Origin of the sequence: Actinoallomurus rhizosphaericola, assembly GCF_024055675.1 — a bacterium.
Taxonomy (GTDB): domain Bacteria; phylum Actinomycetota; class Actinomycetes; order Streptosporangiales; family Streptosporangiaceae; genus Actinoallomurus; species Actinoallomurus soli.
Genome location: NZ_JAMXMW010000005.1, coordinates 292,825 through 316,157, shown reverse-complemented (window position 1 = coordinate 316,157; position 23,333 = coordinate 292,825). Strand labels below are relative to the sequence as shown.

Genomic DNA, 23,333 nt, shown 5'->3' with positions numbered 1-23,333 from the left:
GCCACTGCGCTCGCTCGTCGGTTTGCGCGGTCAGTCGGTGAATGGGCGGAGCGCGGCGAGAGCCCGCTCGGTGACCTCTTCGACGGGCCCTGTCGCGTCGATGCCGACCAGGATGCCCTCATCGGCGTAGAACGACGCGAGGGGCGCAGTCTGTTCCTGGTAGACCTCCAGGCGGTGCCTGATGGTCTCCTCGCGGTCGTCGTCGCGCTGGAACAGCTCGCCGCCGCAGACGTCGCAGACGCCCTCCTTGGAGGGCGGGTCGAACGCCACGTGCCAGATCTTTCCGCACTTGCGGCAGGTCCGGCGCCCGGACAGCCGGCGTACGACCTCGTCGTCGTCGACCACGAGCTCGAGCACGAGGTCCAGCCGCTGGTCCATCTCGGCGAGGATCTTCTTGAGAGTCTCGGCCTGCGGAACGTTGCGCGGGAAGCCGTCGAGCAGGAAGCCCTCCTGCGCGTCGTCTTCGGCCAGCCGGTCACGCACCATCGCGATGGTGATCTCGTCGGGGACGAGATCACCTCGGTCCATGTACTCCTTGGCCTTGCGGCCGAGGGGCGTGTTGCCGCTCACGTTGGCGCGGAAAATGTCACCTGTCGAAATCTTCGGGACCGACAGATGCGATGAGATGAACTGGGCCTGAGTCCCCTTGCCCGCTCCCGGGGGGCCCACGAGCACGATTCGCACTACCGCAGGAAGCCCTCGTAGTTACGCTGCTGAAGTTGGCTCTCGATCTGCTTCACCGTGTCCAGCCCGACGCCGACCATGATCAGGATGCTGGTGCCGCCGAACGGGAAGTTCTGGCTCGCTCCGATGATGCCGAACGCCACCATCGGGACCAGCGCGATGAGTCCCAGGTACAGCGCGCCGGGAGCGGTGATCCGCGTGAGCACGTAGTCGAGGTACTCGGCGGTCGGCCGTCCCGGGCGAATACCCGGAATGAACCCACCGTACTTCTTCATGTTGTCCGCGACCTCGGTCGGGTTGAACGTGATCGCCACGTAGAAGTAGGTGAAGAAGATGATCAGCAGGAAGTACAGGGCCATGTAGATCGGGTGATCGCCCTTGACCAGGTACTTGCTGATGAACGTCGCCACGGGGTTCGAGCTGTGCCACATCTGCACGATCAGCGACGGCAGGTACAGCAGGGACGAGGCGAAGATGACCGGGATGACGCCGGCCTGGTTCACCTTGAGCGGGATGTAGGTCGAGGTGCCGCCGTACATCCGCCGGCCGACCATCCGCTTGGCGTACTGCACCGGGATGCGGCGCTGGGCCTGCTCGACGAAGACCACGCCGGCGACGATCGCGATGCCCACGATGAGGACGATCGCGAAGACGAAGCCGCCCTTGGTCTTGTAGATGTTCCAGAACTCGGACGGGAAGACCGCCACGACCTGGGTGAAGATCAGGATCGACATGCCGTTGCCGACGCCGCGGTCGGTGACGAGCTCACCGAGCCACATGATCACCGAGGTGCCCGCCGTGATGGTGATGACCATCGTGACGATCGTGAACCAGCCCTTGTCCCACAGCAGGTCCTCGGTGCAGCCCTGGAGCAGGTTGCCGGTGCTCGCCATGGCGACGATGCCGGTGCCCTGCAGGATCGCGAGGCCGATCGTCAGATAACGGGTGTACTGCGTGATCTTCGTCGTCCCCGCCTGGCCCTCCTTGCGGAGCGCTTCCAGGCGCGGGATCACCACGGTGAGCAACTGAAGGATGATGCTCGCCGTGATGTAGGGCATGATGCCCAGTGCAAAGATCGAAAGCTTCAGCAGCGCGCCGCCGCTGAACAGGTTGACCAGGCCATAGACGTTGGCGTTGGCCCCCTTGCTCACGACGTCCACACATCGGTGTACGGCCCCGGTGTTCACGCCCGGTGCCGGCAGCTGAGAGCCCAGCCGGAACACCGCGATGATGAACAGCGTGAAGAGAAGCTTCTTGCGCAGGTCGGGTGTTCGAAACGCCCGAGTGAACGCGGTCAGCACCATTCCTCCTGCGCGGTTTCCGGCCAGCGGCCGCTCACGGCCTCGGTCGATCCTCAAGTTGCGGCGACAGTCTCGCCGGTCGAACTCTAACAGCCCTTGCGGGGATTGCCGCCCCCGCCACCGCAAGGCGGGGGCGAATCCCGCAAGGGCTTTGACTCACAGCTCTTCCGCAGTGCCTCCGGCACCTGTGATCTTCTCCTTCGCGGAACCGGAGAAGGCGTGCGCCTTGACCTGAACCGTTACGGAGATGTCACCGGTGCCCAGCACCTTCACCAGGCGGCCGGCGCGCACGGCGCCCTTCGCCGCGAGGCTCTCCGGCGTGACCTCGCCGCCCTCGGGGAAGAGCTCGGCGATCTTGGCCACGTTGACGACCTGGTACTCGACCCGGAACGGGTTCTTGAAACCTTTCAGCTTCGGAACCCGGCGGATCAGCGGCATCTGGCCGCCCTCGAAGCCGGTCGGCACGGTGGTACGGGCCTTCGTGCCCTTCGTGCCGCGTCCGGCGGTCTTGCCCTTGGACGCCTCGCCGCGGCCCTTACGGGTCTTGGCCTTGTGGGCGCCCGGCGCCGGCCGCAGGTGGTGCGGCCGCAGCGGAGTCTCTGCACCCATGTCAGTCGACCTCCTCGACGGTGACGAGGTGGCGAACGGTGTTGATCATCCCGAGCACCTCGGGGCGGTCCTCGCGGACGACGCTGTCGCCGATCCGCCGGAGCCCGAGCGTACGCAGAGTGTCACGCTGGTTCTGCTTGCCACCGATCTTGGACTTCACCTGCGTGATCTTCAGGTTCGTCACGATGCCACCTCCTGCCGGGGCTCGCTGCCCGCCGCGCGAGCGCGGAGCATCGCGGCCGGGGCGACATCCTCGATCGGCAGACCCCGCTTGGCCGCGATCTCCTCGGGCCGGTTGAGCTGCTTGAGGGCCGCCACCGTCGCGTGGACGATGTTGATGGCGTTGGACGAGCCGAGCGACTTCGACAGGACGTCGTGGATGCCCGCGCACTCCAGGACGGCGCGCACCGGGCCACCCGCGATCACACCGGTACCGGGGCTGGCTGGCTTGAGCATGACGACGCCCGCAGCCTCCTCGCCCTGGGTGGTGTGCGGGATGGTGCCCTGGATCCGCGGCACCTTGAAGAAGTGCTTCTTGGCCTCCTCGACACCCTTGGCGATCGCCGCGGGCACCTCCTTGGCCTTGCCGTAACCGACCCCCACGGTGCCGTTGCCGTCGCCCACGACGACCAGCGCCGTGAAGCTGAAGCGCCGGCCGCCCTTGACGACCTTAGCGACCCGGTTGATCGCTACGACGCGCTCGATGTACGACTGTCCCTTGTCGGCGCCACCGCGGCGGTCATCACGCCGGTCGCGCCGCTCGCCGCCGCCACGACGTGGTGCTGCCATTAGTGGTTCCTCTTCTCGTGCGTCATCAGATGCGATTGACGAGCCATCAGAAGTCCAGCCCGCCCTCTCGGGCGCCGTCCGCCAGGGCCGCGATGCGGCCGTGGTAGCGGTGCCCGGCGCGGTCGAAGACCACCGCGCTGATGCCCGCCTCGCGCGCACGCTCGGCGAGGAGCTCGCCGACCTTGCGCGCCTTGGCGGTCTTGTCGCCCTCGGCCGTACGGAGCGTGGGGTCCAGCGTGGACGCCGACGCCAGCGTGTGACCGGCCAGGTCGTCGATGATCTGCGCGAACATGTGCTTGGTCGAACGCGTCACGACCAGGCGCGGCCGCTGCGGCGTGCCCTGGACCTTCTTGCGGACGCGCAGGTGCCGGCGGGTCCGCGACGCGGCGCGCGACGCGGTCCGCTTGCGGACCTGAGTCTTGCTCGCAGCCATGTCTACTTACCAGCCTTTCCGACCTTGCGGCGGATCTGCTCACCCTGGTACCGCACGCCCTTGCCCTTGTACGGGTCCGGCTTGCGCAGCTTGCGGATGTTCGCGGCGACCTCGCCGACCTTCTGCTTGTCGATGCCCTCGATCACGAACTGGGTCGGCCGCTCGACACGGAAGGTGATGCCCGCCGGGGGCTCGACCGTGATCGGGTGGCTGTAGCCGAGCGAGAACTCGAGGTTGCTGCCCTTGGCCTGAACGCGGTAGCCGACGCCGACGATCTCCATCGTCTTGCTGTAGCCCTGCGTCACGCCGATGACCATGTTGTTGATCAGCGAGCGGGTGAGGCCGTGCAGCGCACGCACCGGTCCCTCGTCGCTGGGGCGGCCGACCTTGATCTCGCCGCCCTCCTGGGCGACCTCGATCGGCCGGGCGACCGTGTGCTTCAGTTCGCCCTTGGGGCCCTTGACCGTGACCTCCTGGCCATCGACCTTGACGTCGACGCCGCTGGGGACGGGAATGGGCAAACGTCCAATGCGCGACATTCTTGGGTCCCTCCCCTCACCACACGTAGGCGAGGACTTCCCCGCCCACACCGTGCTTGCCGGCCTGCTTGTCGGTCATCAGGCCGGAGGACGTCGAGATGATCGCGACGCCGAGACCACCGAGGACCTTCGGCAGGTTGTCCTTCTTCGCGTAGACCCGCAGGCCCGGCTTGGACACCCGCTTGAGTCCGGCGATCGAACGCTCACGGCTCGGGCCGAACTTGAGGTCGATCACGAGCTTCTTGCCGACCTCGGCGTCCTCCACGCTCCACCCCGAGATGTAACCCTCCTGCTGGAGGATCTCGGCGATGTGCGCCTTGATCTTCGAGTACGGCATGCCCACGGTGTCGTGGTACGCCGAATTCGCGTTCCGCAGACGCGTCAACATGTCTGCGATCGGGTCGGTCATCGTCATGGCCTACTGGCCCTCCTCGCCGCGGTTTCCGCCGATTGCGGACCTACGACGTGGTCGTGGGCGCCTTGTCATCAGGCGCCCGGTCGGTCATTTATCGAAAAGCCGGTGGGTTACCAGCTGGACTTGGTGATGCCGGGCAGCTCGCCGCGGTGCGCCATCTCCCGGAAGCAGATCCGGCACAGGCCGAACTTGCGGAAGACCGCGCGCGGACGCCCGCACCGCGAGCACCGAGTGTAGGCGCGCACGGCGTGCTTGGGCTTCCGGTTCGCCTTGGCGATCAGAGCCTTCTTCGCCATCTCTCAGTTCTCCTTGAACGGGAAGCCCAGGTGCCGCAGGAGCGCCCGGCCCTCGTCGTCGGTCGTCGCGGTGGTCACGATCGTGATGTCCATGCCGCGCTGGCGGTCGACCTTGTCCGGGTCGATCTCGTGGAACATCACCTGCTCGGTGAGCCCGAACGTGTAGTTGCCGTTGCCGTCGAAGTGCTTCGGCGACAGGCCGCGGAAGTCACGGATCCGGGGCAGCGCCAGCGACAGCAGGCGGTCGAGGAACTCCCACATGCGGTCGCCGCGCAGCGTCACGTGCGCGCCGATCGGCATGCCCTCGCGCAGCTTGAACTGCGCGATGGACTTCTTCGCCCGCGCGACGGCCGGCTTCTGTCCGGTGATGGTGGTCAGGTCGCGCACCGCGCCCTCGATGAGCTTCGAGTCGCGGGCGGCGTCACCGACGCCCATGTTGACCTTGACCTTGGTCACGCCCGGGATCTGCATGACGTTGGCGTAGCCGAACTCGTCCTGCAGCTTCTTCGCGATCTCCTCGCGGTAACGCTGCTTGAGCCGCGGCTGGGGGACCTGCGTAGTCGTGTCGGCGGTCATCAGATTTCCTTACCGGTACGGCGCGAGATGCGGACCTTCGTGCCGTCGTCGTTGATGCGGTAGCCGACGCGAGTGCGCTTGCCGTTCTCCAGCAGCATCACGTTGCTGACGTGGATCGGCCCCTCCTTGGTGACGACCCCGCCCTCCTTGGCGCCACGCGGGCCCTGGTTCGTCTCCTTGGTGTGGCGCTTCACCATGTTCACGCCTTCGACGACCACGCGCTCGCGCTTGGGGTCTGCCGAGATGACCTTCCCGGTCGCGCCCTTGTCCTTGCCGGCGATGACGACGACGTCGTCGCCCTTCTTGATCTTCATCAGAGCACCTCCGGCGCCAGCGAGATGATGCGCATGAACCGCTTCTCGCGCAGCTCCCGGCCGACCGGGCCGAAGATACGCGTGCCGCGAGGGTCGCCACCGTCCTTGATCAGGACGGCAGCGTTCTCGTCGAAGCGGATGTAGGAGCCGTCGGGACGGCCCCGCTCCTTGCGGGTGCGCACGACGACGGCCTTAACGACATCACCCTTCTTGACGCCGGCACCGGGAAGGGCGTCCTTCACGGTGGCGACGATGATGTCACCGATGCCCGCATAGCGCCGACCCGAGCCGCCGAGAACGCGGATGCACAGAATCTCCTTGGCACCCGTGTTGTCGGCGACCTTGAGTCGCGACTCCTGCTGGATCACGTCAACTCCTGTATTTCACGCCGGTTCTCGTTGTGAGCCTGGCGGATTCGATCCTCAGCCGCTTGGCGGCGGCTGCCAGCTACTTGGCCTTCTCAAGGATCTCCACGACGCGCCACCGCTTGGTGGCGGACATCGGCCGGGTCTCCATGAGACGAACCCGGTCGCCCACGCCACAGGCGTTGGCCTCGTCGTGCGCCTTGTACTTCGTGGTACGGCGGATGATCTTGCCGTACAGCGGGTGCTTGACGCGGTCCTCGACGGCGACGACGACGGTCTTGTCCATCTTGTCGCTGACCACGAGACCCTCACGGATCTTGCGGTAGTTCCGCGTCTCGGTGTTCTGCTCACTCATCGGTGGACTCCTCCACGGGCTCCTCGGCGAACTCGACGATGCCGAGCTCACGCTCCCGCATCACGGTGTAGATGCGGGCGATCTCCCGCTTCACTTCCCGAAGCCGTCCGTGAGTCTCGAGCTGGCCCGTCGCCGCCTGGAAGCGGAGGTTGAACAGCTCCTCCTTCGCTTCCTTGAGCTTGGTGACGAGCTCAGCCTCGGGCTGGGTCCGCAGATCGTCAGCGGTAAGGCCCTTGGCCATCACGCCTCACCCACTTCACGCTTCACGAACTTGCACTTCATCGGGAGCTTGTGCATCGCGCGGCGGAGCGCCTCGCGAGCCAGCGGCTCCGGAACGCCGGCCAGCTCGAACATCACGCGTCCGGGCTTGACGTTGGCGATCCACCACTCCGGCGAGCCCTTACCGGAACCCATACGGGTCTCGGCCGGCTTCTTGGTCAGCGGACGGTCGGGGTAGATGTTGATCCACACCTTTCCGCCACGCTTGATGTGCCGGGTCATCGCGATACGAGCGGCCTCGATCTGCCGGTTGGTCACGTACGCGCCCTCGACGGCCTGGATGCCGTACTCGCCGAAGGTGACCTTCGTACCGCCCTTGGCCATCCCACGCCGCTTCGGGTGGTGCTGCTTGCGGTGCTTGACCCTGCGAGGGATCAGCATGGGTTACTTCAGCTCCCCTCACCCGTGCTGGACGGCGCGGCCGCCTCGTTGGACTGCTGCTGCTCGGCGCCGCTCGGCGCGGAAGCGGCCTGCTGCTGCCGGCCGCCGCGGTCGCCGCCGCGCTCGCCACGACGGCCACCGCCGCCGCCACCGCGACGCTGCGGCCGCTCGCGCCGACCGCCACCGGCGGCCCGCTCCTTGGCCTGCTGCGCCTCACGCTCGGCGCGGCTCGTCGGAGCCTCGCCCTTGTAGATCCAGACCTTCACGCCGATCCGGCCGAAGGTGGTCCGGGCCTCGTAGAACCCGTAGTCGATGTCGGCGCGGAGCGTGTGCAGGGGCACCTGGCCCTCGCGGTAGAACTCCGAGCGCGACATCTCGGCGCCGCCGAGGCGGCCGCCGCACTGGACCTTGATGCCCTTGGCGCCGCTCTTCATGGCGCTCTGGATGGCCTTGCGCATCGCACGGCGGAACGCGACCCGGCTGGACAGCTGCTCGGCGACGCCCTGGGCGACGAGCTGAGCGTCGACCTCGGGGTTCTTCACCTCGAGGATGTTCAGCTGGACCTGCTTGCCCGTCAGCTTCTCGAGGTCGCCGCGGATGCGGTCGGCCTCCGCGCCACGCCGGCCGATGACGATGCCGGGGCGGGCGGTGTGGATGTCGACGCGGACGCGGTCACGGGTGCGCTCGATCTCGACCTTGGAGATGCCGGCGCGGTCCATGCCGCGGGTCAGCATCCGGCGGATCGCCACGTCTTCCTTGACGTAGTCCTTGTACAGCTTGTCGGCGTACCACCGGCTCTTGAAGTCGGTGGTGATGCCCAACCGGAACCCGTGCGGGTTGATCTTCTGCCCCACTAGCGGGTCCTCCTCGTCTTCTTACGACCGTTGGACTTCTCGCCCTCCGGACGCGACTCGACCACGACCGTGATGTGGCTCGTACGCTTGTTGATGCGGTACGCGCGCCCCATCGACCGCGGGCGGAAACGCTTCAGCGTCGGTCCCTCGTCGACCCACGCGCGGCTCACCCAGAGGGTGTCGACCTCGAGCTGGTTGTTGTGCTCGGCGTTGGCGATGGCGCTCGAGAGCACCTTGTACACCGGCTCGCTCGCAGCCTGAGGGGCGAACCGCAGCACCGCCTGAGCCTCCGTGGCCGGCAGGCCACGGATGAGGTCCACCACGCGGCGGGCCTTCCTGGGCGTGACGCGGGCGTACCGCGCCTGGGCCCTGGCTTCCATCGCTGTTCCTCGCTCTCAGTACTTCCGGTCAGCCGCGACGGCTGCGGCGGTCTTCCTTGATGTGGCCCTTGAACGTCCGCGTCGGGGCGAACTCCCCGAGCTTGTGACCGATCATGGCCTCGGTGACGAACACCGGAACGTGCTTGCGGCCGTCGTGCACGGCGATCGTGTGACCGAGCATGTCGGGCACGATCATGGAGCGCCGCGACCACGTCTTGATGACGTTCTTGGTGCCCTTCTCGTTCTGTACGTCCACCTTCTTCATGAGGTGGTCGTCCACGAAAGGGCCCTTCTTAAGGCTACGTGGCATCGTGGGCTCCTACCGCTTCTTCTTGCTACGACGACGGACGATGAGCCGATCGGACGGCTTGTTCGCCTTGCGGGTACGGCCCTCGGGCTTGCCCCAGGGGCTCGACGGGTGACGACCACCGGAGGTCTTGCCCTCACCACCACCGTGCGGGTGGTCGATCGGGTTCATCGCGACACCGCGGACGGTCGGGCGCTTGCCCTTCCACCGCATGCGGCCGGCCTTACCCCAGTTGATGTTCGACTGCTCGGAGTTGCCGACCTCACCGACGGTGGCGCGGCAGCGAACGTCGACCATCCGCATCTCGCCGGAGGGCATGCGCAGCGTGGCGTACTTGCCCTCCTTGGCCAGCAGCTGCGCGCCGGAGCCGGCCGACCGGGCCAGCTTGGCGCCGCCGCCCGGCCGCAGCTCGATCGCGTGCACGACCGTACCGGTCGGGATGTTGCGCAGCGGCAGGCAGTTGCCCGGCTTGATGTCGGCGCTCGCGCCGTTCTCGATCGCGTCGCCCTGCTTCACGCCGGTCGGGCAGAGGATGTAGCGCTTCTCCCCGTCGGCGTAGTGCAGCAGCGCGATCCGCGCGGTGCGGTTCGGGTCGTACTCGATGTGCGCGACCTTCGCCGGGACGCCGTCCTTGTCGGCGCGCCGGAAGTCGATGACGCGGTAGGCCCGCTTGTGGCCACCACCCTGGTGACGGGTGGTGATGCGGCCGTGGGTGTTACGGCCGCCCTTCTTCGGGAGCGGACGCACCAGCGACTTCTCGGGCTCGGTCCGGGTGACCTCGACGAAGTCGGCCACGCTCGAACCGCGACGCCCGGGGGTCGTCGGCTTGTACTTACGGATGCCCATCTTTTTCGTTCATCCCTTGTCTGCTTCGGTGATCCCGGTCAGGAGACCGGACCACCGAAGATGTCGATCCGCTCACCGTCGGCCAGGCTCACAATGGCCCGCTTGGTGTCCTTGCGCTTGCCGTAACCGAACCGGGTGCGCTTGCGCTTGCCCTGCCGGTTGATGGTGTTCACGCCCGTCACCTTGACCCCGAAGACGGCCTCGACGGCCTGCCGGATCTGGGTCTTGTTGGCGTCCGTGCGGACCTCGAACGTGTACTTGTTCTCATCGAGCAGCCCGTAGCTCTTCTCAGAGATCACGGGCGCGATGAGGATGTCGCGCGGGTCGGCGATCTTCACTGCGCGCTCTCCTTCCCGCTGACACGGCCCACGAAGGCCTGGTACGCGGCCTCGGTGAACACCACGTCGTCGCTGCAGAGCACGTCGTAGGTGTTCAGCTGGTCCTCGACGATCACGTGGACCTCGGGGACGTTGCGCAGGCTCTTCCAGGTGAGCTCGTCCTCGCGGTCGAGCACCAGGAGGACCTTCTCCGCCGGGGTGACCTCGCGCAGCGCGGCGAGCGCCGTCTTGGTCTTCGGCGTGTCGCCCTCGAGCAGGTTCGACACCACGTGCACGCGGCCGTACCGGGCGCGGTCCGACAGCGCGCCGCGCAGCGCGGCCGCCTTCATCTTCTTCGGCGTCTTCTGCTCGTACGAGCGCGGCTGCGGGCCGTGGACGGTGCCACCGCCGGCGAACTGCGGCGCACGGGTGGAACCCTGACGGGCGCGGCCGGTGCCCTTCTGGCGGTACGGCTTCTTGCCACCGCCGGAGACCTCGCCGCGGGTCTTGGTCTTGTGCGTGCCCTGGCGGGCCGCGGCCAGCTGCGCCACGACCACCTGGTGGATCAGCGGCACGTTGACCTTGGCCTCGAAGATCTCCGGGGCCAGCTCGACGTCCAGCTTGCTCACTTACTTCGCCCCCTTCGCGGCGGTGCGAACCAGGACGAGGCCGCCGTTCGGACCGGGAACCGCGCCCTTGATCAGCAGCAGGTTCTTCTCGGTGTCGATGGCGTGCACGGTGAGGTTCTGGACGGTGATACGGGCGTTGCCGTGCCGACCGGCCATGCGCAGGCCCTTGAACACGCGACCCGGGGTGGCGCAACCGCCGATCGAACCCGGCGAGCGGTGCTTGCGCTGGGTACCGTGCGAGGCGCCGAGGCCCTTGAAGCCGTGGCGCTTCATGACACCCGCGGTGCCCTTGCCCTTGCTGCGGCCGGTGACGTCGATCCGCTGGCCGGCCTCGAAGACCTCAACGGTGACTTCCTGGCCGAGCTCGTACTCGGTGGCGTCGTCGGTGCGCAGCTCGACGAGGTGACGGCGCGGCGTGACGCCGGCCTTCTCGAAGTGCCCGGTGAGGGGCTTGTTCACCTTGCGCGGGTCGATCTGCCCGTAGCCGAGCTGGACGGCGGAGTAGCCGTCATTCTCCGGCGTGCGGACCCGGGTGACGACGCACGGCCCGGCCTGGACGACGGTCACCGGAACGATCCGGCCCTCATCGTCGAAAACCTGGGTCATGCCGAGCTTCTCGCCCAGGACGCCCTTTCTCTGCTTACTCATCTCTCGAAGCGTCCTTAGAGCTTGATCTCGATGTCGACGCCGGCCGGCAGGTCGAGCCGCATGAGCGAGTCGACCGTCTTGGGCGTCGGATCGATGATGTCGATCAGGCGCTTGTGCGTGCGCATCTCGAAGTGCTCGCGGCTGTCCTTGTACTTGTGCGGCGAGCGGATGACGCAGTACACGTTCTTCTCGGTCGGCAGCGGCACCGGGCCGGCGACCTTCGCGCCCGTGCGCGTCACCGTCTCGACGATCTTGCGCGCCGAAGTGTCGATGACCTCGTGGTCGTAGGCCTTGAGCCGGATGCGGATCTTCTGTCCCGCCATGGTGGCCTCGGTGTCCTTTACTTCCTAGTGCCGCTGGGTCTTCTCATCGTGGTGCGGCGGCCGGGCTCTGCGCCCGCCGCACGGGGTTACTACTTGATGATCTTGGTCACTCGACCGGCACCGACGGTGCGGCCGCCCTCGCGGATCGCGAAGCGGAGGCCTTCCTCCATCGCGATCGGCTGGATCAGCTCGACGCGCATCTCGGTGTTGTCGCCCGGCATGACCATCTCGGTGCCCTCGGGCAGGTGCACGACGCCGGTCACGTCCGTGGTCCGGAAGTAGAACTGCGGACGGTAGTTGTTGAAGAACGGCGTGTGGCGGCCACCCTCGTCCTTGGACAGGATGTAGACCTGAGCCTCGAACTCGGTGTGCGGGGTGTTGGTGCCCGGCTTGATGACACACTGACCGCGCTCGACGTCCTCGCGCTTGATGCCGCGGAGGAGCAGACCGACGTTGTCACCGGCCTGGCCCTCGTCGAGCAGCTTGCGGAACATCTCGACGCCCGTGACCGTGGTGCTGGTCGCGGTCTCCTTGATGCCGATGATGTCGACGGTCTCGTTGACGTGGACGACGCCACGCTCGATGCGGCCGGTGACCACGGTGCCGCGGCCGGTGATCGAGAAGACGTCCTCGATCGGCATCAGGAACGGCTTGTCCGTCTCGCGCTGCGGCTCGGGGATGTTCTCGTCGCAGGCGTCCATGAGCTCGCCGATCTTGGCGCCCCACTCCGGGTCGCCCTCGAGCGCCTTGAGCGCCGAGACGCGCACGACCGGCACGTCGTCGCCCGGGAACTCGTACTCGGACAGCAGCTCGCGGACCTCCAGCTCGACGAGCTCGAGGATCTCCTCGTCGTCGACCATGTCGGCCTTGTTGAGGGCCACGACGATGTACGGAACGCCGACCTGGCGGGCCAGGAGCACGTGCTCCTTGGTCTGCGGCATCGGGCCGTCGGTCGCCGCCACCACCAGGATCGCGCCGTCCATCTGCGCGGCACCGGTGATCATGTTCTTGATGTAGTCGGCGTGACCCGGGCAGTCGACGTGGGCGTAGTGGCGCTTCTCCGTCTGGTACTCGACGTGGGCGATCGAGATCGTGATGCCCCGCTCGCGCTCCTCCGGCGCCTTGTCGATGTCCTCGAACGGCGTGAAGGGGTTGAGGTCGGGGTGCTTGTCATGGAGCACCTTGGTAATCGCCGCGGTAAGCGTGGTCTTACCGTGGTCGATGTGTCCAATGGTGCCGATGTTTACGTGCGGCTTCGTCCGCTCGAACTTGGCCTTGGCCACCGGTGTCTCCTTGCTGCGATCCTCGGCCGTCTAGACGACCGCATTGCTTTCAGTGGTTGGTCTTGTGCGCCGCGATGCGGTTATTCGCCCCGCGCCTTGGCGACGATCTCCTGCGCGACGTTCGCCGGAACCTCGGCGTAGGAGTCGAAAATCATCGTGAACACGGCCCGGCCCTGGGTCTTGCTGCGCAGGTCGCCCACGTAGCCGAACATCTCCGACAGCGGCACGATCGCCTTGATGACGCGGACGCCGGAGCGCTCGCCCATCTCCTGGATTTGGCCGCGCCGGCCGTTCAGGTCGCCGATGACGTCGCCCATGTAGTCCTCGGGCGTGGTCACCTCGACGGCCATCATCGGCTCCAGCAGCGCGGGGTCGGCCTTGCGGGCCGCCTCCTTGAACGCCATGGACCCGGCGATCTTGAACGCCAGCTCCGAGGAGTCGACGTCGTGGTAGGCGCCGTCCTGCAGCGTCACCTTGACGCCGACGATCGGGTAGCCCGCGAGCACGCCGAACTCGGCCGCCTCCTGGCAGCCCGCGTCCACCGACGGGATGTACTCCCGGGGGATGCGGCCACCGGTGACCTTGTTCTCGAACTCGTAGCCGTCGCTGCCGCCGCCCAGGGGCTCCAGGTCGATGATCACGCGACCGAACTGGCCGGAGCCACCCGTCTGCTTCTTGTGGGTGTACTCGACCTTCTCCACCTTGCGGCGGATGGTCTCGCGGTAGGCGACCTGCGGCCGGCCGACGTTGGCCTCGACCTTGAACTCGCGCTTCATGCGGTCGACCAGCACCTCGAGGTGCAGCTCGCCCATGCCGGAGATGATGGTCTGCCCGGTCTCCTCGTCGGTCCGCACCTGGAAGGACGGGTCCTCCTCGGCGAGCCGCTGGATCGCGGTGCCCAGCTTCTGCTGGTCGGCCTTCGTCTTCGGCTCGATCGCGACGTTGATGACCGGCGCCGGGAAGCTCATCGACTCCAGAACCACGGGGTTCTTGTCGTCGCACAGCGTCTCGCCGGTGGTGGTCTGCTTGAGACCCATCACCGCGACGATGTCGCCGGCGCCCACGCGGTCGATCTCCTCACGCTTGTTCGCGTGCATGCGGTAGATCTTGCCGATGCGCTCCTTGCGGTCCTTCACGCTGTTCAGGACCGAGGAACCGGCCTCCAGCACGCCCGAGTAGACGCGAATGAAGGTCAGCTTGCCGAGGTGCGGGTCGCTCATGATCTTGAACGCCAGGGCCGCGAACGGCTCGTCCTCGCTCGGCTTGCGCTCGATCACCTTCTCCTCGTCGCGCACGTCGTGGCCCTTGATGGCCTCGATGTCGAGCGGCGACGGGAGGTAGTTGACGATCGCGTCGAGCAGGGGCTGGACGCCCTTGTTCTTGAACGCGGTGCCGCAGGTGACCGGGGTGAGATTGCCGGCGATCGTGGCGCGGCGGATGGCCGGGATCAGCTGGTCCGTCGTGGGCTCGTGGCCCTCGAGGTACAGCTCCATGATCTCGTCGTCCGCCTCGGCCAGCGTCTCGACCAGCTTGTCGTGCCACTCGCGGGCGGCGTCGGCGTGCGACTCCGGGATGTCCAGGACGTCGTACATCTCGCCCTTGGCGGCCTCGGCGCTCCACACCAGGGCCTTCATGCGGACCAGGTCCACGACGCCCTTGAAGTCGGCCTCGGCGCCGATCGGGATCTGCAGCACCAGCGGCGTGGCGTTCAGCCGGTCCACGATCATGTCGACGCAGCGGTGGAACTCCGCGCCGACCCGGTCCAGCTTGTTGACGAAGCAGATCCGCGGCACGTTGTAGCGGTCGGCCTGCCGCCAGACCGTCTCCGACTGCGGCTCTACACCGGCGACACCGTCGAACACCGCGACGGCACCGTCGAGGACGCGCAGCGAACGCTCCACCTCGACGGTGAAGTCCACGTGGCCCGGCGTGTCGATGATGTTGATGGTGTGATCGACGTCGTCAACCGTCCAGTGGCAGGTGGTCGCGGCGGACGTGATCGTGATGCCGCGCTCCTGCTCCTGTTCCATCCAGTCCATGGTGGCCGCGCCCTCATGGACCTCACCGATCTTGTAGTTGACGCCGGTGTAGTACAGGATCCGCTCGGTGGTGGTGGTCTTGCCCGCGTCGATGTGGGCCATGATCCCGATGTTCCGGACCTTGGCCAGGTCTACGCCGGTCTGAGTAGCCACTTCTCGCGTCCTCGTTTGTCTCGTACGACTAGATGCCGGTTGTTACCAGCGGTAATGCGCGAAGGCCTTGTTGGACTCCGCCATCTTGTGGGTGTCCTCGCGCTTCTTGACACTCGCGCCGAGGCCGTTGCTCGCGTCGAGCAGCTCGTTCATCAGCCGCTCGGTCATCGTCTTCTCGCGGCGCTGCCGGGCGTACAGCACCAGCCAGCGCAGCGCCAGCGTGGTGCTGCGGGCCGGGCGCACCTCGACCGGCACCTGGTAGGTGGCGCCACCGACACGCCGGCTGCGGACCTCGAGGGTCGGCTTCACGTTGTCCAGCGCGCGCTTCAGCGTGACGACCGGGTCGTTGCCCGTCTTCTCGCGGCAACCCTCGAGTGCGTCGTACACGATGCTCTGCGCGATCGACCGCTTGCCGTCGAGCAGGACCTTGTTGACCAGCGAGGTGACCAGCGGCGAGTTGTACACCGGGTCAGCGATCAGCTGGCGCTTGCCTGCGGGACCCTTGCGAGGCATGTCAGCTCTTCTCCTTCTTCGCGCCGTAACGGCTGCGCGCCTGCTTCCGGTTCCGGACACCCTGGGTGTCCAGCGACCCCCGGATGATCTTGTACCGAACACCGGGGAGGTCCTTCACACGGCCGCCGCGCACGAGCACGATCGAGTGCTCCTGCAGGTTGTGTCCGACGCCGGGGATGTAGGCCGTGACCTCGATCCCACTCGTCAGCCGGACACGGGCGACCTTGCGAAGCGCCGAGTTGGGCTTCTTGGGCGTCGTCGTGTAGACGCGCGTGCAGACGCCACGGCGCTGCGGGCTCCCCTTGAGCGCCGGGGTCTTGTTCTTGGTCACCTTGTCCTGGCGGCCCTTGCGGACCAGCTGCTGGATCGTGGGCACCGCGTCTCCGTCTTCCTCGTACCGAGCCGGTAAGTCTTCGTTGGTTGCCGCACTCTCGTACGGCTCCAGGTCACGAACCACTTACGCGGCCAGGACCTGCAGTTTTTCCCTCGTCCCCCGCCCCCGCGGTCGGGCGTGTCGCGCCTGCCGCGTCCCCGTCGGCCCGTGCTGGGCCGGACGAACTCGGGGGGAGTCGGATCCGTACCGCACGCCGGTCGGACCGACCACCGAGGGGTGACCGCCGAGACCGCCTGTGCGCGCACGATGAACCCGCGAACCGCGGGCACGAAGGGAGAGACTACCTAACACCCGAGCACGAGGTCAAAACAAGCCCCGCCACGCCGAAAGTCGCTCGGCGACGTTCACCCGCAGAACGCCAGAATGCCGACGGATGTTCCCGTCGGCATTCTGTCCTACCCGTCCGCGCGATGAAAGAGGCGGTCCCGGAGTCCCTACCTCACAGTGACATGAACAGGATGATGATCAGGATCACCAGCACCACGGTGCCGATGCCCAGAGCGATCCAGAGCTTGCGCTTGGACTCGTCCCCGGAAGAGGACGACGACACCTGGCCGTAGCCGGGGAAACCGCCCTCCTGACCGAACGGCTGCTGACCGCCGTACGGCGACGGCTGCTGCTGGCCGTACCCCTGCTGGCCATAGCCCTGCTGCTGGCCGTAGGGCTGCTGCTGACCGAACCCCTGCTGAGGGTGGCCCTGCTGACCGGCCTGCTGCTGACCGGCCTGCTGCTGACCGGCCTGCTGACCGTAGCCCTGCTGCTGGCCGTACCCCTGCTGGCCGAAGCCCTGCTGCTGGCCGTAGGGCTGCTGCCCCTGGCCCTGGCCCTGGCCCTGCTGGCCGGCGCCCGGCTGCTCGCCGAACCCCTGCGGGCCGGTTCCCTGCTGGTCCTGGCGCTGCTCGCCGTACGCCTGCTGCTGGCCGTAGCCCTGCTGCTGACCGTAGGCGGGCTGGCCGTACCCCTGCTGCGGGAAGCCCTGGGGCTGCCCGAATCCCTGCGGACCCGAGGGCTGCGGACCGCCGCTCTGCTGTCCGCCGGAGGCCGGGGAACCGGACGGCGGAGCCCAGGGCAGCGGACCCGAGTCACCGCTCGACGGCGTGGGGTACGGACCCGAGTCACCGCTCGACGGCGTGGGGTACGGGCCGGAGTCCCCGGTCGAGGACGGAGACGCGTGCCGGCCGAAGGCCGAGGCGCCGAGGCCGTTCGGGTCGGACGCGCCGCCGGCCGGGTTGCCGCCGCCGTACGGGGGCGGCTCCTCGTCGACCCGGCTCTGGCTCGCGAAACCGACCTCCGGAGGCGGCACCAGCATCGTGCGCTCGGCCCCGCCGTTGTCGTCGTCGCCCTGGTCGTCCCCGACCTGCGAGCCGCCCGACGCCGGCTCCTCCGCCGCGTGCGCGCCGAACGCCGGGGCGTCACTCGCCGGACCGCCGAACGACGGGCCCTCACTCGCCGAACCGCCGAAGGAGGGACCGTCCCCGGCGGGACCGCCGAACGCCGGAGCGTCGCTCGTGGGCGCGCCGAAGGCCGGAGGGTCTCCCGCCGGGGCGCCGAAGGCCGGCAGGTCACCGGTCCGTGACGACTCCTCGCCGCCGGAGGAACCCGTCTCCAGCGGCCGGTCCAGCATCGTGGACGGCGGCTGCGGCGCGTCGGCACCGGGCGCGGCCGCTCCGAAGGAGGAGGGAGGCTGGTACTCGCCCGTCCCCGTCCCGCTCTCCGCCTCCGGGCGGAAGGCCGTCGTCGCGGGCGCACCGAACCCGCCCTCGGCGGACGGCGCCGGACGCTCGCCGGTCGACTCCGATGGCGCGACCGTGGTGCGCTCGGCGGCGTCCTCCTCCGCGGCCGACGGAACGGACGCCCCGCTCCCCTGCTCGGGCGCGGACAGGTCGGAACTTGTGCCCCCGCCCTGCTCCCCGAAGGAGGCAGAGCCCGCGGGAGAGCCGAAGGGCTGACCGTAGGGCTGGGAGTACCCGGACTCGCCGAACGGCCCCTGCTCGCCCTGAGACGGCTGCTGCCGGTCCGCCTGCTCGCCGGCCTGGTCGTACGAGGGCGACCCCGCGGACTGCCCGTAGGACGCCGCAGACGGCTGTCCGGGCTGCGCGTAGGAGGAGCCGCCGGACTGTTCTTCCGGCCGGCCGTACGGAGAACCGGACTGGTCCCCCTGCCCGCCGTACGGCGAACCGGGCTGCTCGGCCGGCCGGCCGTACGGGGAACCCGGCTGAGCGTACGGCGAACCGGGCTGCTCCCCCGGCTGGCCGTACGGCGAACCCGGCTGGTCGGTCGGCTGGCCGTACGGAGAGCCCGGCTGTGCGTACGGCGACGCGGGCTGGCCGGGCTGGCCGTAGGGCGACGGCGGCTGCTCGCCGGGCTGGCCGTAGGACGGCTGGCCGTACGGGGACGGAGCCCCCGGCTGGCCGTACGGCGCCTGGCCGTAGGGCTGCTGCTGGCCGTAGGGCGGCGGCGTGCCGTACTGGCCCTGGCCGTACGACGGCTGCTCGTCCGGCTGCCCGCCGTACGGCGGCTGACCGGCGGGAGGCTGCTGCCCGTAGGGAGGCTGGCCGTACGGCGCGGGCTGCTCGCCCGGCGTGCCGTACGGGGACGGAGCCCCCGGCTGGCCGTACGGCGCCTGGCCGTAGGGCTGCTGCTGACCGTAGGGCGGCGGCGTGCCCGGTTGCCCGTACCCCTGCTGGCCGTAGGGCTGCTGGCCGTACGGCGGCGGAGGCGGCGTACCGGGAGTGCCGTACGCGGAGGGCGCGCCGGGGGTTCCCGGCTGCGCGGGGGCGCCGTACGGCGACGGCGGCTGCTCGTCGGAGGCGGAAGCCGTCCCCGCCTCACCGGAGGCGGGCGCGTCGGGCCTCTCCTCGGACGCGGGCGGAGTCATGGGGCGGCGCGGAGCGCCGAACATGACGGTGCGGCCCGACTCGAGGACGTCATCCGACAGGCCCTGGGGGGCCGGGGGGTCCTGGGGCTGCTCCTGCCCGCCCGTGGCGGCGCCCTGGTCGGCGCCGGGCGGCTCGGATGATCCTTGCTGCTCAGGCGGGGGCCAGTGGGATCCCTGGCCGCCGTTCTGCTCGGTCATCGTCGGACTCCTTCAGCGCCGTCTCCGCGGGCGATTCGCCTCTGGGGGACCGGCCTTGTGACAGCGCTCGGGATCGGGTGTCGCATCACGCCCTCCCGGCCTGTCCGGCGGCCACCACCTGGGGCGTCCTCCGCTGGTTCACCGCACCAGAGTGCCTGGTCACGGGCATGACCGCAAATCACCACCGTCCCACATGGTCGTGACGAAACGGCGAAAGGCCGCCTCTGGAAGATCCAGAGACGGCCCCTGCCTGGTGGTGGACCACCGGATGTGACTACCGGTTGTACTGACCGAAGTCGTACTCCTCCAGCGGCACGGCCTCGCCGGAACCCTGGCCGAAGGCGTACTCGGCGCCCTCGTCGTAGGAACCGACGGAGTACACCGCGGCCTTGGCCTCCTCGGTCGGCTCGACCCGGATGTTGCGGTACTGCGGCATGCCGGTACCGGCCGGGATGAGCTTGCCGATGATGACGTTCTCCTTCAGGCCGACCAGCGGGTCGGACTTGGCGTGGATCGCCGCGTCCGTGAGGACCCGCGTCGTCTCCTGGAAGGAGGCCGCCGACAGCCAGGACTCGGTGGCCAGCGACGCCTTCGTGATGCCCATGAGCTGCGGCCGGCCGACCGCGGGCTGACCGCCCTCGGCCACGACGGCGCGGTTGAGCTCCTCGAACCGCGGCCGCTCGACCAGCTCGACGCCCGGCAGCATGTCGGTGTCGCCGGACTCCAGCACCTGGACCCGCTTCAGCATCTGCCGAACGATGATCTCGATGTGCTTGTCGTGGATCGACACACCCTGCGACCGGTAGACCTCCTGCACCTGGTCGACCAGGTGCAGCTGGACCGCGCGCGGGCCGAGGATGCGCAGCACCTCGTGCGGGTTGATGGCACCCGCGATGAGCTGCTCGCCGACCTCGACGTGGTCGCCGTCCTTGACGCGCAGCCGCGACCGCATCGGCACCGGGTAGGCGATCTCCTCGGCGCCGTCGTCCGGGATGACCACGATCTTGCGGGTCTTCTCGGTCTCGTCGACGCGCACCCGGCCGGCGACCTCGCTGATCGGGGCGACGCCCTTGGGGACGCGCGCCTCGAACAGCTCCTGGACACGCGGCAGACCGTGCGTGATGTCCTGACCGGCCACACCACCGGTGTGGAAGGTCCGCATGGTCAGCTGGGTGCCGGGCTCGCCGATCGACTGGGCGGCGATGATGCCGACCGCCTCGCCGACGTCCACGAGCTTGCCGGTGGCCAGCGAGCGGCCGTAGCACATCGCGCAGACACCGATCTTGGACTCGCAGACCAGCGCGCAGCGGACGCGCACCTCGTCGACGCCCGCCTCGATGAGGCGGTTGAGCACCGTGTCGTTGATGTCCGTACCCGCCGGGTACAGGACGGTGCCGTCCACCTCGATGTCGTGCGCGAGGTTGCGCCCGACGAGGCTGTTCTCGGAGTTGGCGACCTTGGTGAGGCTGCCGTCGGCGTTCCGCGTCGCGATCGCGAACTTGATCGTACGGTCGGTGCCGCAGTCGTCCTCGCGCACGATCACGTCCTGCGCGACGTCCACCAGACGACGGGTCAGGTAACCCGAGTCGGCGGTACGCAGGGCGGTGTCGGCCAGACCCTTACGGGCGCCGTGCGTGGCGATGAAGTACTCGACCACGGACAGGCCCTCACGGAAGGACGACTTGATCGGACGCGGGATGGTCTCACCCTTCGGGTTGGAGACCAGACCACGCATACCGGCGATCTGCCGGAGCTGCAGCGGGTTACCGCGCGCACCGGAGTTGATCATCATCCAGATCGGGTTGGTGGCGGGGAAGGCCGCCTCCATGTCCTTGGCGACGTCGGCCGTGGCGTGGGTCCAGATCTCGATGAGCTCCTGACGGCGCTCGTCGTCGGTGATCAGACCGCGGTCGTACTCGCGCTGGACCTTGTCGGCCCGGCGCTCGTAGTTCGCCATGATGTCCGCCTTGTTCGGCGGGGCGATGACGTCGTCGATCGCGATGGTGACGCCGGAGCGGGTCGCCCACCGGAAGCCGGTGTCCTTCAGCGCGTCCAGCGCGTTCGCGACATCGACCTTCGGGTAGGTCTCGGCCAGCTCGTTGACGATCGCCGACAGCTGCTTCTTGCCGACCTCGTAGTTGACGAACGGGAAGTCCGCCGGGAGCGCCTCGTTGAACAGCATCCGGCCGAGCGTCGTCTCGAGGCGGTACGGCTGACCGGCCTCCCAGCCCTCCGGGGCCGTCCAGCCGCGCGGCGGCGGGACGTCCTTGAGCCGGACGTTGATCTTGGCCTGGATGTGCAGGTCGCCCCGGTCGTAGGCCATGATCGCCTCGGACATGCCGGCGAACGAGCGGCCCTCGCCCTCGGCGCCCTCCTTGTCCGTCGTCAGCCAGAACAGACCGATGACCATGTCCTGGGTCGGCATGGTGACCGGCTTGCCGTCGGACGGCTTGAGGATGTTGTTGGTCGAGAGCATCAGGATGCGTGCCTCGGCCTGGGCCTCGGCCGACAGCGGCAGGTGCACGGCCATCTGGTCACCGTCGAAGTCCGCGTTGAACGCGGTGCAGACGAGCGGGTGGATCTGGATGGCCTTGCCCTCGACCAGCTGCGGCTCGAAGGCCTGGATGCCCAGGCGGTGCAGGGTCGGCGCGCGGTTCAGCAGCACCGGGTGCTCGGTGATGACCTCTTCGAGCACGTCCCACACGGCCGGGCGGGCCCGCTCGACCATGCGCTTGGCGCTCTTGATGTTCTGGGCGTGGTTGAGGTCGACCAGCCGCTTCATGACGAACGGCTTGAACAGCTCCAGCGCCATCTGCTTGGGCAGACCGCACTGGTGCAGCCGCAGCTGCGGGCCGACGACGATGACCGAACGGCCGGAGTAGTCGACGCGCTTGCCCAGGAGGTTCTGCCGGAACCGGCCCTGCTTGCCCTTGAGCATGTCGGACAGCGACTTGAGCGGACGGTTGCCCGGCCCGGTGACGGGCCGGCCGCGGCGGCCGTTGTCGAACAGCGCGTCGACGGCCTCCTGCAGCATCCGCTTCTCGTTGTTGACGATGATCTCGGGCGCGCCGAGGTCGAGCAGCCTCTTCAGCCGGTTGTTCCGGTTGATGACCCGGCGGTACAGGTCGTTGAGGTCGCTCGTGGCGAACCGGCCACCGTCGAGCTGCACCATCGGACGCAGGTCCGGCGGGATCACCGGGATGCAGTCGAGCACCATGCCCCGCGGGCTGTTGCGGGTGTTGAGGAACGCGGAGACGACCTTGAGGCGCTTGAGGGCGCGGGCCTTCTTCTGGCCCTTGCCGCTGCGGATGGTCTCCCGCAGCCGCTCGGCCTCGGCGTCGAGGTCGAAGTTCTCCAGGCGCTTCTGGATGGCCGCGGCGCCCATGCCGCCCTCGAAGTAGCGGCCGAAGCGGTCGCGCATCTCGCGGTAGAGCAGCTCGTCGCCCTCGAGGTCCTGGACCTTGAGGTTGCGGAAGCGGTTCCAGACCTCGTCGAGCCGGTCGAGCTCACGCTGCGCCCGGTCGCGGATCTGCTTCATCTCCCGCTCAGCGCCCTCACGGACCTTGCGGCGCTGGTCGCCCTTCGCCCCGGCGGCCTCGAGCTCGGCCAGGTCGGTCTCGAGCTTCTTCTGCCGGGACTCGATCTCGGCGTCGCGGCGCTGCTCGAGCTGCTGCCGCTCGACGGAGACCTTCGCCTCCAGCGACGGCAGGTCGCGCTCGCGCATCTCGGCGTCGACATGCGTGATCATGTACGCCGCGAAGTAGATGATTTTCTCGAGGTCCTTCGGCGCCAGGTCGAGCAGGTAGCCGAGCCGGCTCGGGACGCCCTTGAAGTACCAGATGTGCGTGACGGGCGCGGCCAGCTCGATGTGGCCCATCCGCTCACGCCGCACCTTGGCGCGAGTGACCTCGACGCCGCAGCGCTCACAGATGATGCCCTTGAACCGGACGCGCTTGTACTTGCCGCAGTAGCACTCCCAGTCCCGGGTCGGACCGAAGATCTTCTCGCAGAAGAGCCCGTCCTTCTCCGGCTTGAGAGTCCGGTAGTTGATCGTCTCCGGCTTCTTGACCTCGCCGTGCGACCACTGCCGGATGTCGTCAGCCGTCGCCAGGCCGATCCGCAGCTCGTCGAAGAAGTTGACGTCGAGCACTTTGTTAACCAGTCCCCTGTTGTCGTATGCCGATTCCGAGGTCCGAAACGCCTTCTCGCTCACTCCGCGGGCCGGCGGCCGGGCG

The 23,333-nt window shown here is 68.3% G+C and carries 29 protein-coding genes; all 29 read right to left on the bottom strand.

Annotated features, from left to right (window positions below; all coding sequences use genetic code 11):
• Positions 1-30 precede the first annotated feature (30 nt).
• Positions 31-684: an adenylate kinase gene (locus NE234_RS15105; protein ID WP_252780554.1), complete on the bottom strand. Its 654-nt coding sequence runs from the start codon at positions 682-684 to the stop codon at positions 31-33.
• Complete coding sequence (secY, locus tag NE234_RS15100) at positions 684-1,985, bottom strand: preprotein translocase subunit SecY (protein WP_252780551.1); 1,302 nt, start codon at positions 1,983-1,985, stop codon at positions 684-686. The genes NE234_RS15105 and secY overlap by 1 nt, the downstream gene beginning before the upstream one ends.
• Positions 1,986-2,141: 156 nt before the next feature.
• The gene (gene rplO / locus NE234_RS15095; protein WP_252780548.1) at positions 2,142-2,594 is read right to left on the bottom strand and encodes a 50S ribosomal protein L15; all 453 of its coding nucleotides are present in this window, start codon (positions 2,592-2,594) and stop codon (positions 2,142-2,144) included.
• Between the two features lies 1 nt (position 2,595).
• Complete coding sequence (gene rpmD / locus NE234_RS15090) at positions 2,596-2,778, bottom strand: 50S ribosomal protein L30 (RefSeq protein WP_252780546.1); 183 nt, start codon at positions 2,776-2,778, stop codon at positions 2,596-2,598.
• On the bottom strand, positions 2,775-3,383 hold the full coding sequence (rpsE, locus tag NE234_RS15085; RefSeq protein WP_252780543.1) for a 30S ribosomal protein S5: 609 nt from the start codon (positions 3,381-3,383) through the stop codon (positions 2,775-2,777). Before rpsE ends, rpmD begins: the two co-directional genes overlap by 4 nt.
• Before the next feature lie 46 nt (positions 3,384-3,429).
• Positions 3,430-3,816, bottom strand: coding sequence for a 50S ribosomal protein L18 (gene rplR / locus NE234_RS15080; protein ID WP_252780529.1), 387 nt, complete (start codon positions 3,814-3,816; stop codon positions 3,430-3,432).
• 2 nt (positions 3,817-3,818) lie between these two features.
• Positions 3,819-4,355, bottom strand: a complete 537-nt coding sequence (gene rplF, locus NE234_RS15075) for a 50S ribosomal protein L6 (protein WP_252780526.1) — start codon at positions 4,353-4,355, stop codon at positions 3,819-3,821.
• 16 nt (positions 4,356-4,371) lie between these two features.
• Positions 4,372-4,770, bottom strand: coding sequence for a 30S ribosomal protein S8 (gene rpsH / locus NE234_RS15070; RefSeq protein WP_252780523.1), 399 nt, complete (start codon positions 4,768-4,770; stop codon positions 4,372-4,374).
• A 110-nt stretch (positions 4,771-4,880) separates the two neighbouring features.
• The gene (locus NE234_RS15065; protein WP_252780511.1) at positions 4,881-5,066 is read right to left on the bottom strand and encodes a type Z 30S ribosomal protein S14; all 186 of its coding nucleotides are present in this window, start codon (positions 5,064-5,066) and stop codon (positions 4,881-4,883) included.
• A 3-nt stretch (positions 5,067-5,069) separates the two neighbouring features.
• On the bottom strand, positions 5,070-5,642 hold the full coding sequence (rplE, locus tag NE234_RS15060) for a 50S ribosomal protein L5 (protein WP_252780508.1): 573 nt from the start codon (positions 5,640-5,642) through the stop codon (positions 5,070-5,072).
• Complete coding sequence (gene rplX, locus NE234_RS15055; protein ID WP_252780505.1) at positions 5,642-5,956, bottom strand: 50S ribosomal protein L24; 315 nt, start codon at positions 5,954-5,956, stop codon at positions 5,642-5,644. Before rplX ends, rplE begins: the two co-directional genes overlap by 1 nt.
• Complete coding sequence (rplN, locus tag NE234_RS15050) at positions 5,956-6,324, bottom strand: 50S ribosomal protein L14 (RefSeq protein ID WP_252780494.1); 369 nt, start codon at positions 6,322-6,324, stop codon at positions 5,956-5,958. Before rplN ends, rplX begins: the two co-directional genes overlap by 1 nt.
• Positions 6,325-6,403: 79 nt before the next feature.
• Positions 6,404-6,676 (bottom strand): 30S ribosomal protein S17, encoded by a 273-nt coding sequence (gene rpsQ, locus NE234_RS15045; protein ID WP_252780482.1) that lies wholly within the window; start codon positions 6,674-6,676, stop codon positions 6,404-6,406.
• Complete coding sequence (gene rpmC, locus NE234_RS15040; RefSeq protein ID WP_252780978.1) at positions 6,669-6,917, bottom strand: 50S ribosomal protein L29; 249 nt, start codon at positions 6,915-6,917, stop codon at positions 6,669-6,671. Before rpmC ends, rpsQ begins: the two co-directional genes overlap by 8 nt.
• Complete coding sequence (rplP, locus tag NE234_RS15035; RefSeq protein WP_252780460.1) at positions 6,917-7,336, bottom strand: 50S ribosomal protein L16; 420 nt, start codon at positions 7,334-7,336, stop codon at positions 6,917-6,919. The genes rpmC and rplP overlap by 1 nt, the downstream gene beginning before the upstream one ends.
• 8 nt (positions 7,337-7,344) lie before the next feature.
• Entirely contained in the window at positions 7,345-8,190 is an 846-nt protein-coding gene (rpsC, locus tag NE234_RS15030; RefSeq protein WP_252780446.1) for a 30S ribosomal protein S3, read from the bottom strand.
• Positions 8,190-8,570 carry a 50S ribosomal protein L22 gene (gene rplV, locus NE234_RS15025; protein WP_252780443.1) on the bottom strand — a complete coding sequence of 127 codons (381 nt, stop codon included), beginning with the start codon at positions 8,568-8,570 and terminating at the stop codon, positions 8,190-8,192. Before rplV ends, rpsC begins: the two co-directional genes overlap by 1 nt.
• Before the next feature lie 28 nt (positions 8,571-8,598).
• Positions 8,599-8,880 (bottom strand): 30S ribosomal protein S19, encoded by a 282-nt coding sequence (gene rpsS, locus NE234_RS15020; RefSeq protein ID WP_252780430.1) that lies wholly within the window; start codon positions 8,878-8,880, stop codon positions 8,599-8,601.
• A 9-nt stretch (positions 8,881-8,889) separates the two neighbouring features.
• The gene (rplB, locus tag NE234_RS15015; protein WP_252780427.1) at positions 8,890-9,723 is read right to left on the bottom strand and encodes a 50S ribosomal protein L2; all 834 of its coding nucleotides are present in this window, start codon (positions 9,721-9,723) and stop codon (positions 8,890-8,892) included.
• Positions 9,724-9,761: 38 nt separating this feature from the next.
• Positions 9,762-10,061: a 50S ribosomal protein L23 gene (gene rplW / locus NE234_RS15010; RefSeq protein WP_252780425.1), complete on the bottom strand. Its 300-nt coding sequence runs from the start codon at positions 10,059-10,061 to the stop codon at positions 9,762-9,764.
• On the bottom strand, positions 10,058-10,669 hold the full coding sequence (rplD, locus tag NE234_RS15005) for a 50S ribosomal protein L4 (RefSeq protein WP_252780423.1): 612 nt from the start codon (positions 10,667-10,669) through the stop codon (positions 10,058-10,060). Before rplD ends, rplW begins: the two co-directional genes overlap by 4 nt.
• Positions 10,670-11,317: a 50S ribosomal protein L3 gene (rplC, locus tag NE234_RS15000; protein WP_252780411.1), complete on the bottom strand. Its 648-nt coding sequence runs from the start codon at positions 11,315-11,317 to the stop codon at positions 10,670-10,672.
• Between the two features lie 14 nt (positions 11,318-11,331).
• Positions 11,332-11,640 (bottom strand): 30S ribosomal protein S10, encoded by a 309-nt coding sequence (rpsJ, locus tag NE234_RS14995; RefSeq protein WP_141956729.1) that lies wholly within the window; start codon positions 11,638-11,640, stop codon positions 11,332-11,334.
• An 89-nt stretch (positions 11,641-11,729) separates the two neighbouring features.
• Positions 11,730-12,923: an elongation factor Tu gene (tuf, locus tag NE234_RS14990; protein ID WP_252780400.1), complete on the bottom strand. Its 1,194-nt coding sequence runs from the start codon at positions 12,921-12,923 to the stop codon at positions 11,730-11,732.
• Positions 12,924-13,003: 80 nt separating this feature from the next.
• On the bottom strand, positions 13,004-15,115 hold the full coding sequence (fusA, locus tag NE234_RS14985; protein WP_252780397.1) for an elongation factor G: 2,112 nt from the start codon (positions 15,113-15,115) through the stop codon (positions 13,004-13,006).
• A gap of 42 nt (positions 15,116-15,157) precedes the next feature.
• On the bottom strand, positions 15,158-15,628 hold the full coding sequence (gene rpsG, locus NE234_RS14980; RefSeq protein WP_252780395.1) for a 30S ribosomal protein S7: 471 nt from the start codon (positions 15,626-15,628) through the stop codon (positions 15,158-15,160).
• A gap of 1 nt (position 15,629) precedes the next feature.
• Entirely contained in the window at positions 15,630-16,004 is a 375-nt protein-coding gene (rpsL, locus tag NE234_RS14975) for a 30S ribosomal protein S12 (protein ID WP_019632621.1), read from the bottom strand.
• A 457-nt stretch (positions 16,005-16,461) separates the two neighbouring features.
• Positions 16,462-19,098 carry a hypothetical protein gene (locus tag NE234_RS14970; RefSeq protein ID WP_252780391.1) on the bottom strand — a complete coding sequence of 879 codons (2,637 nt, stop codon included), beginning with the start codon at positions 19,096-19,098 and terminating at the stop codon, positions 16,462-16,464.
• Positions 19,099-19,372: 274 nt separating this feature from the next.
• The gene (locus tag NE234_RS14965) at positions 19,373-23,248 is read right to left on the bottom strand and encodes a DNA-directed RNA polymerase subunit beta' (protein ID WP_252780388.1); all 3,876 of its coding nucleotides are present in this window, start codon (positions 23,246-23,248) and stop codon (positions 19,373-19,375) included.
• Positions 23,249-23,333: the final 85 nt, after the last annotated feature.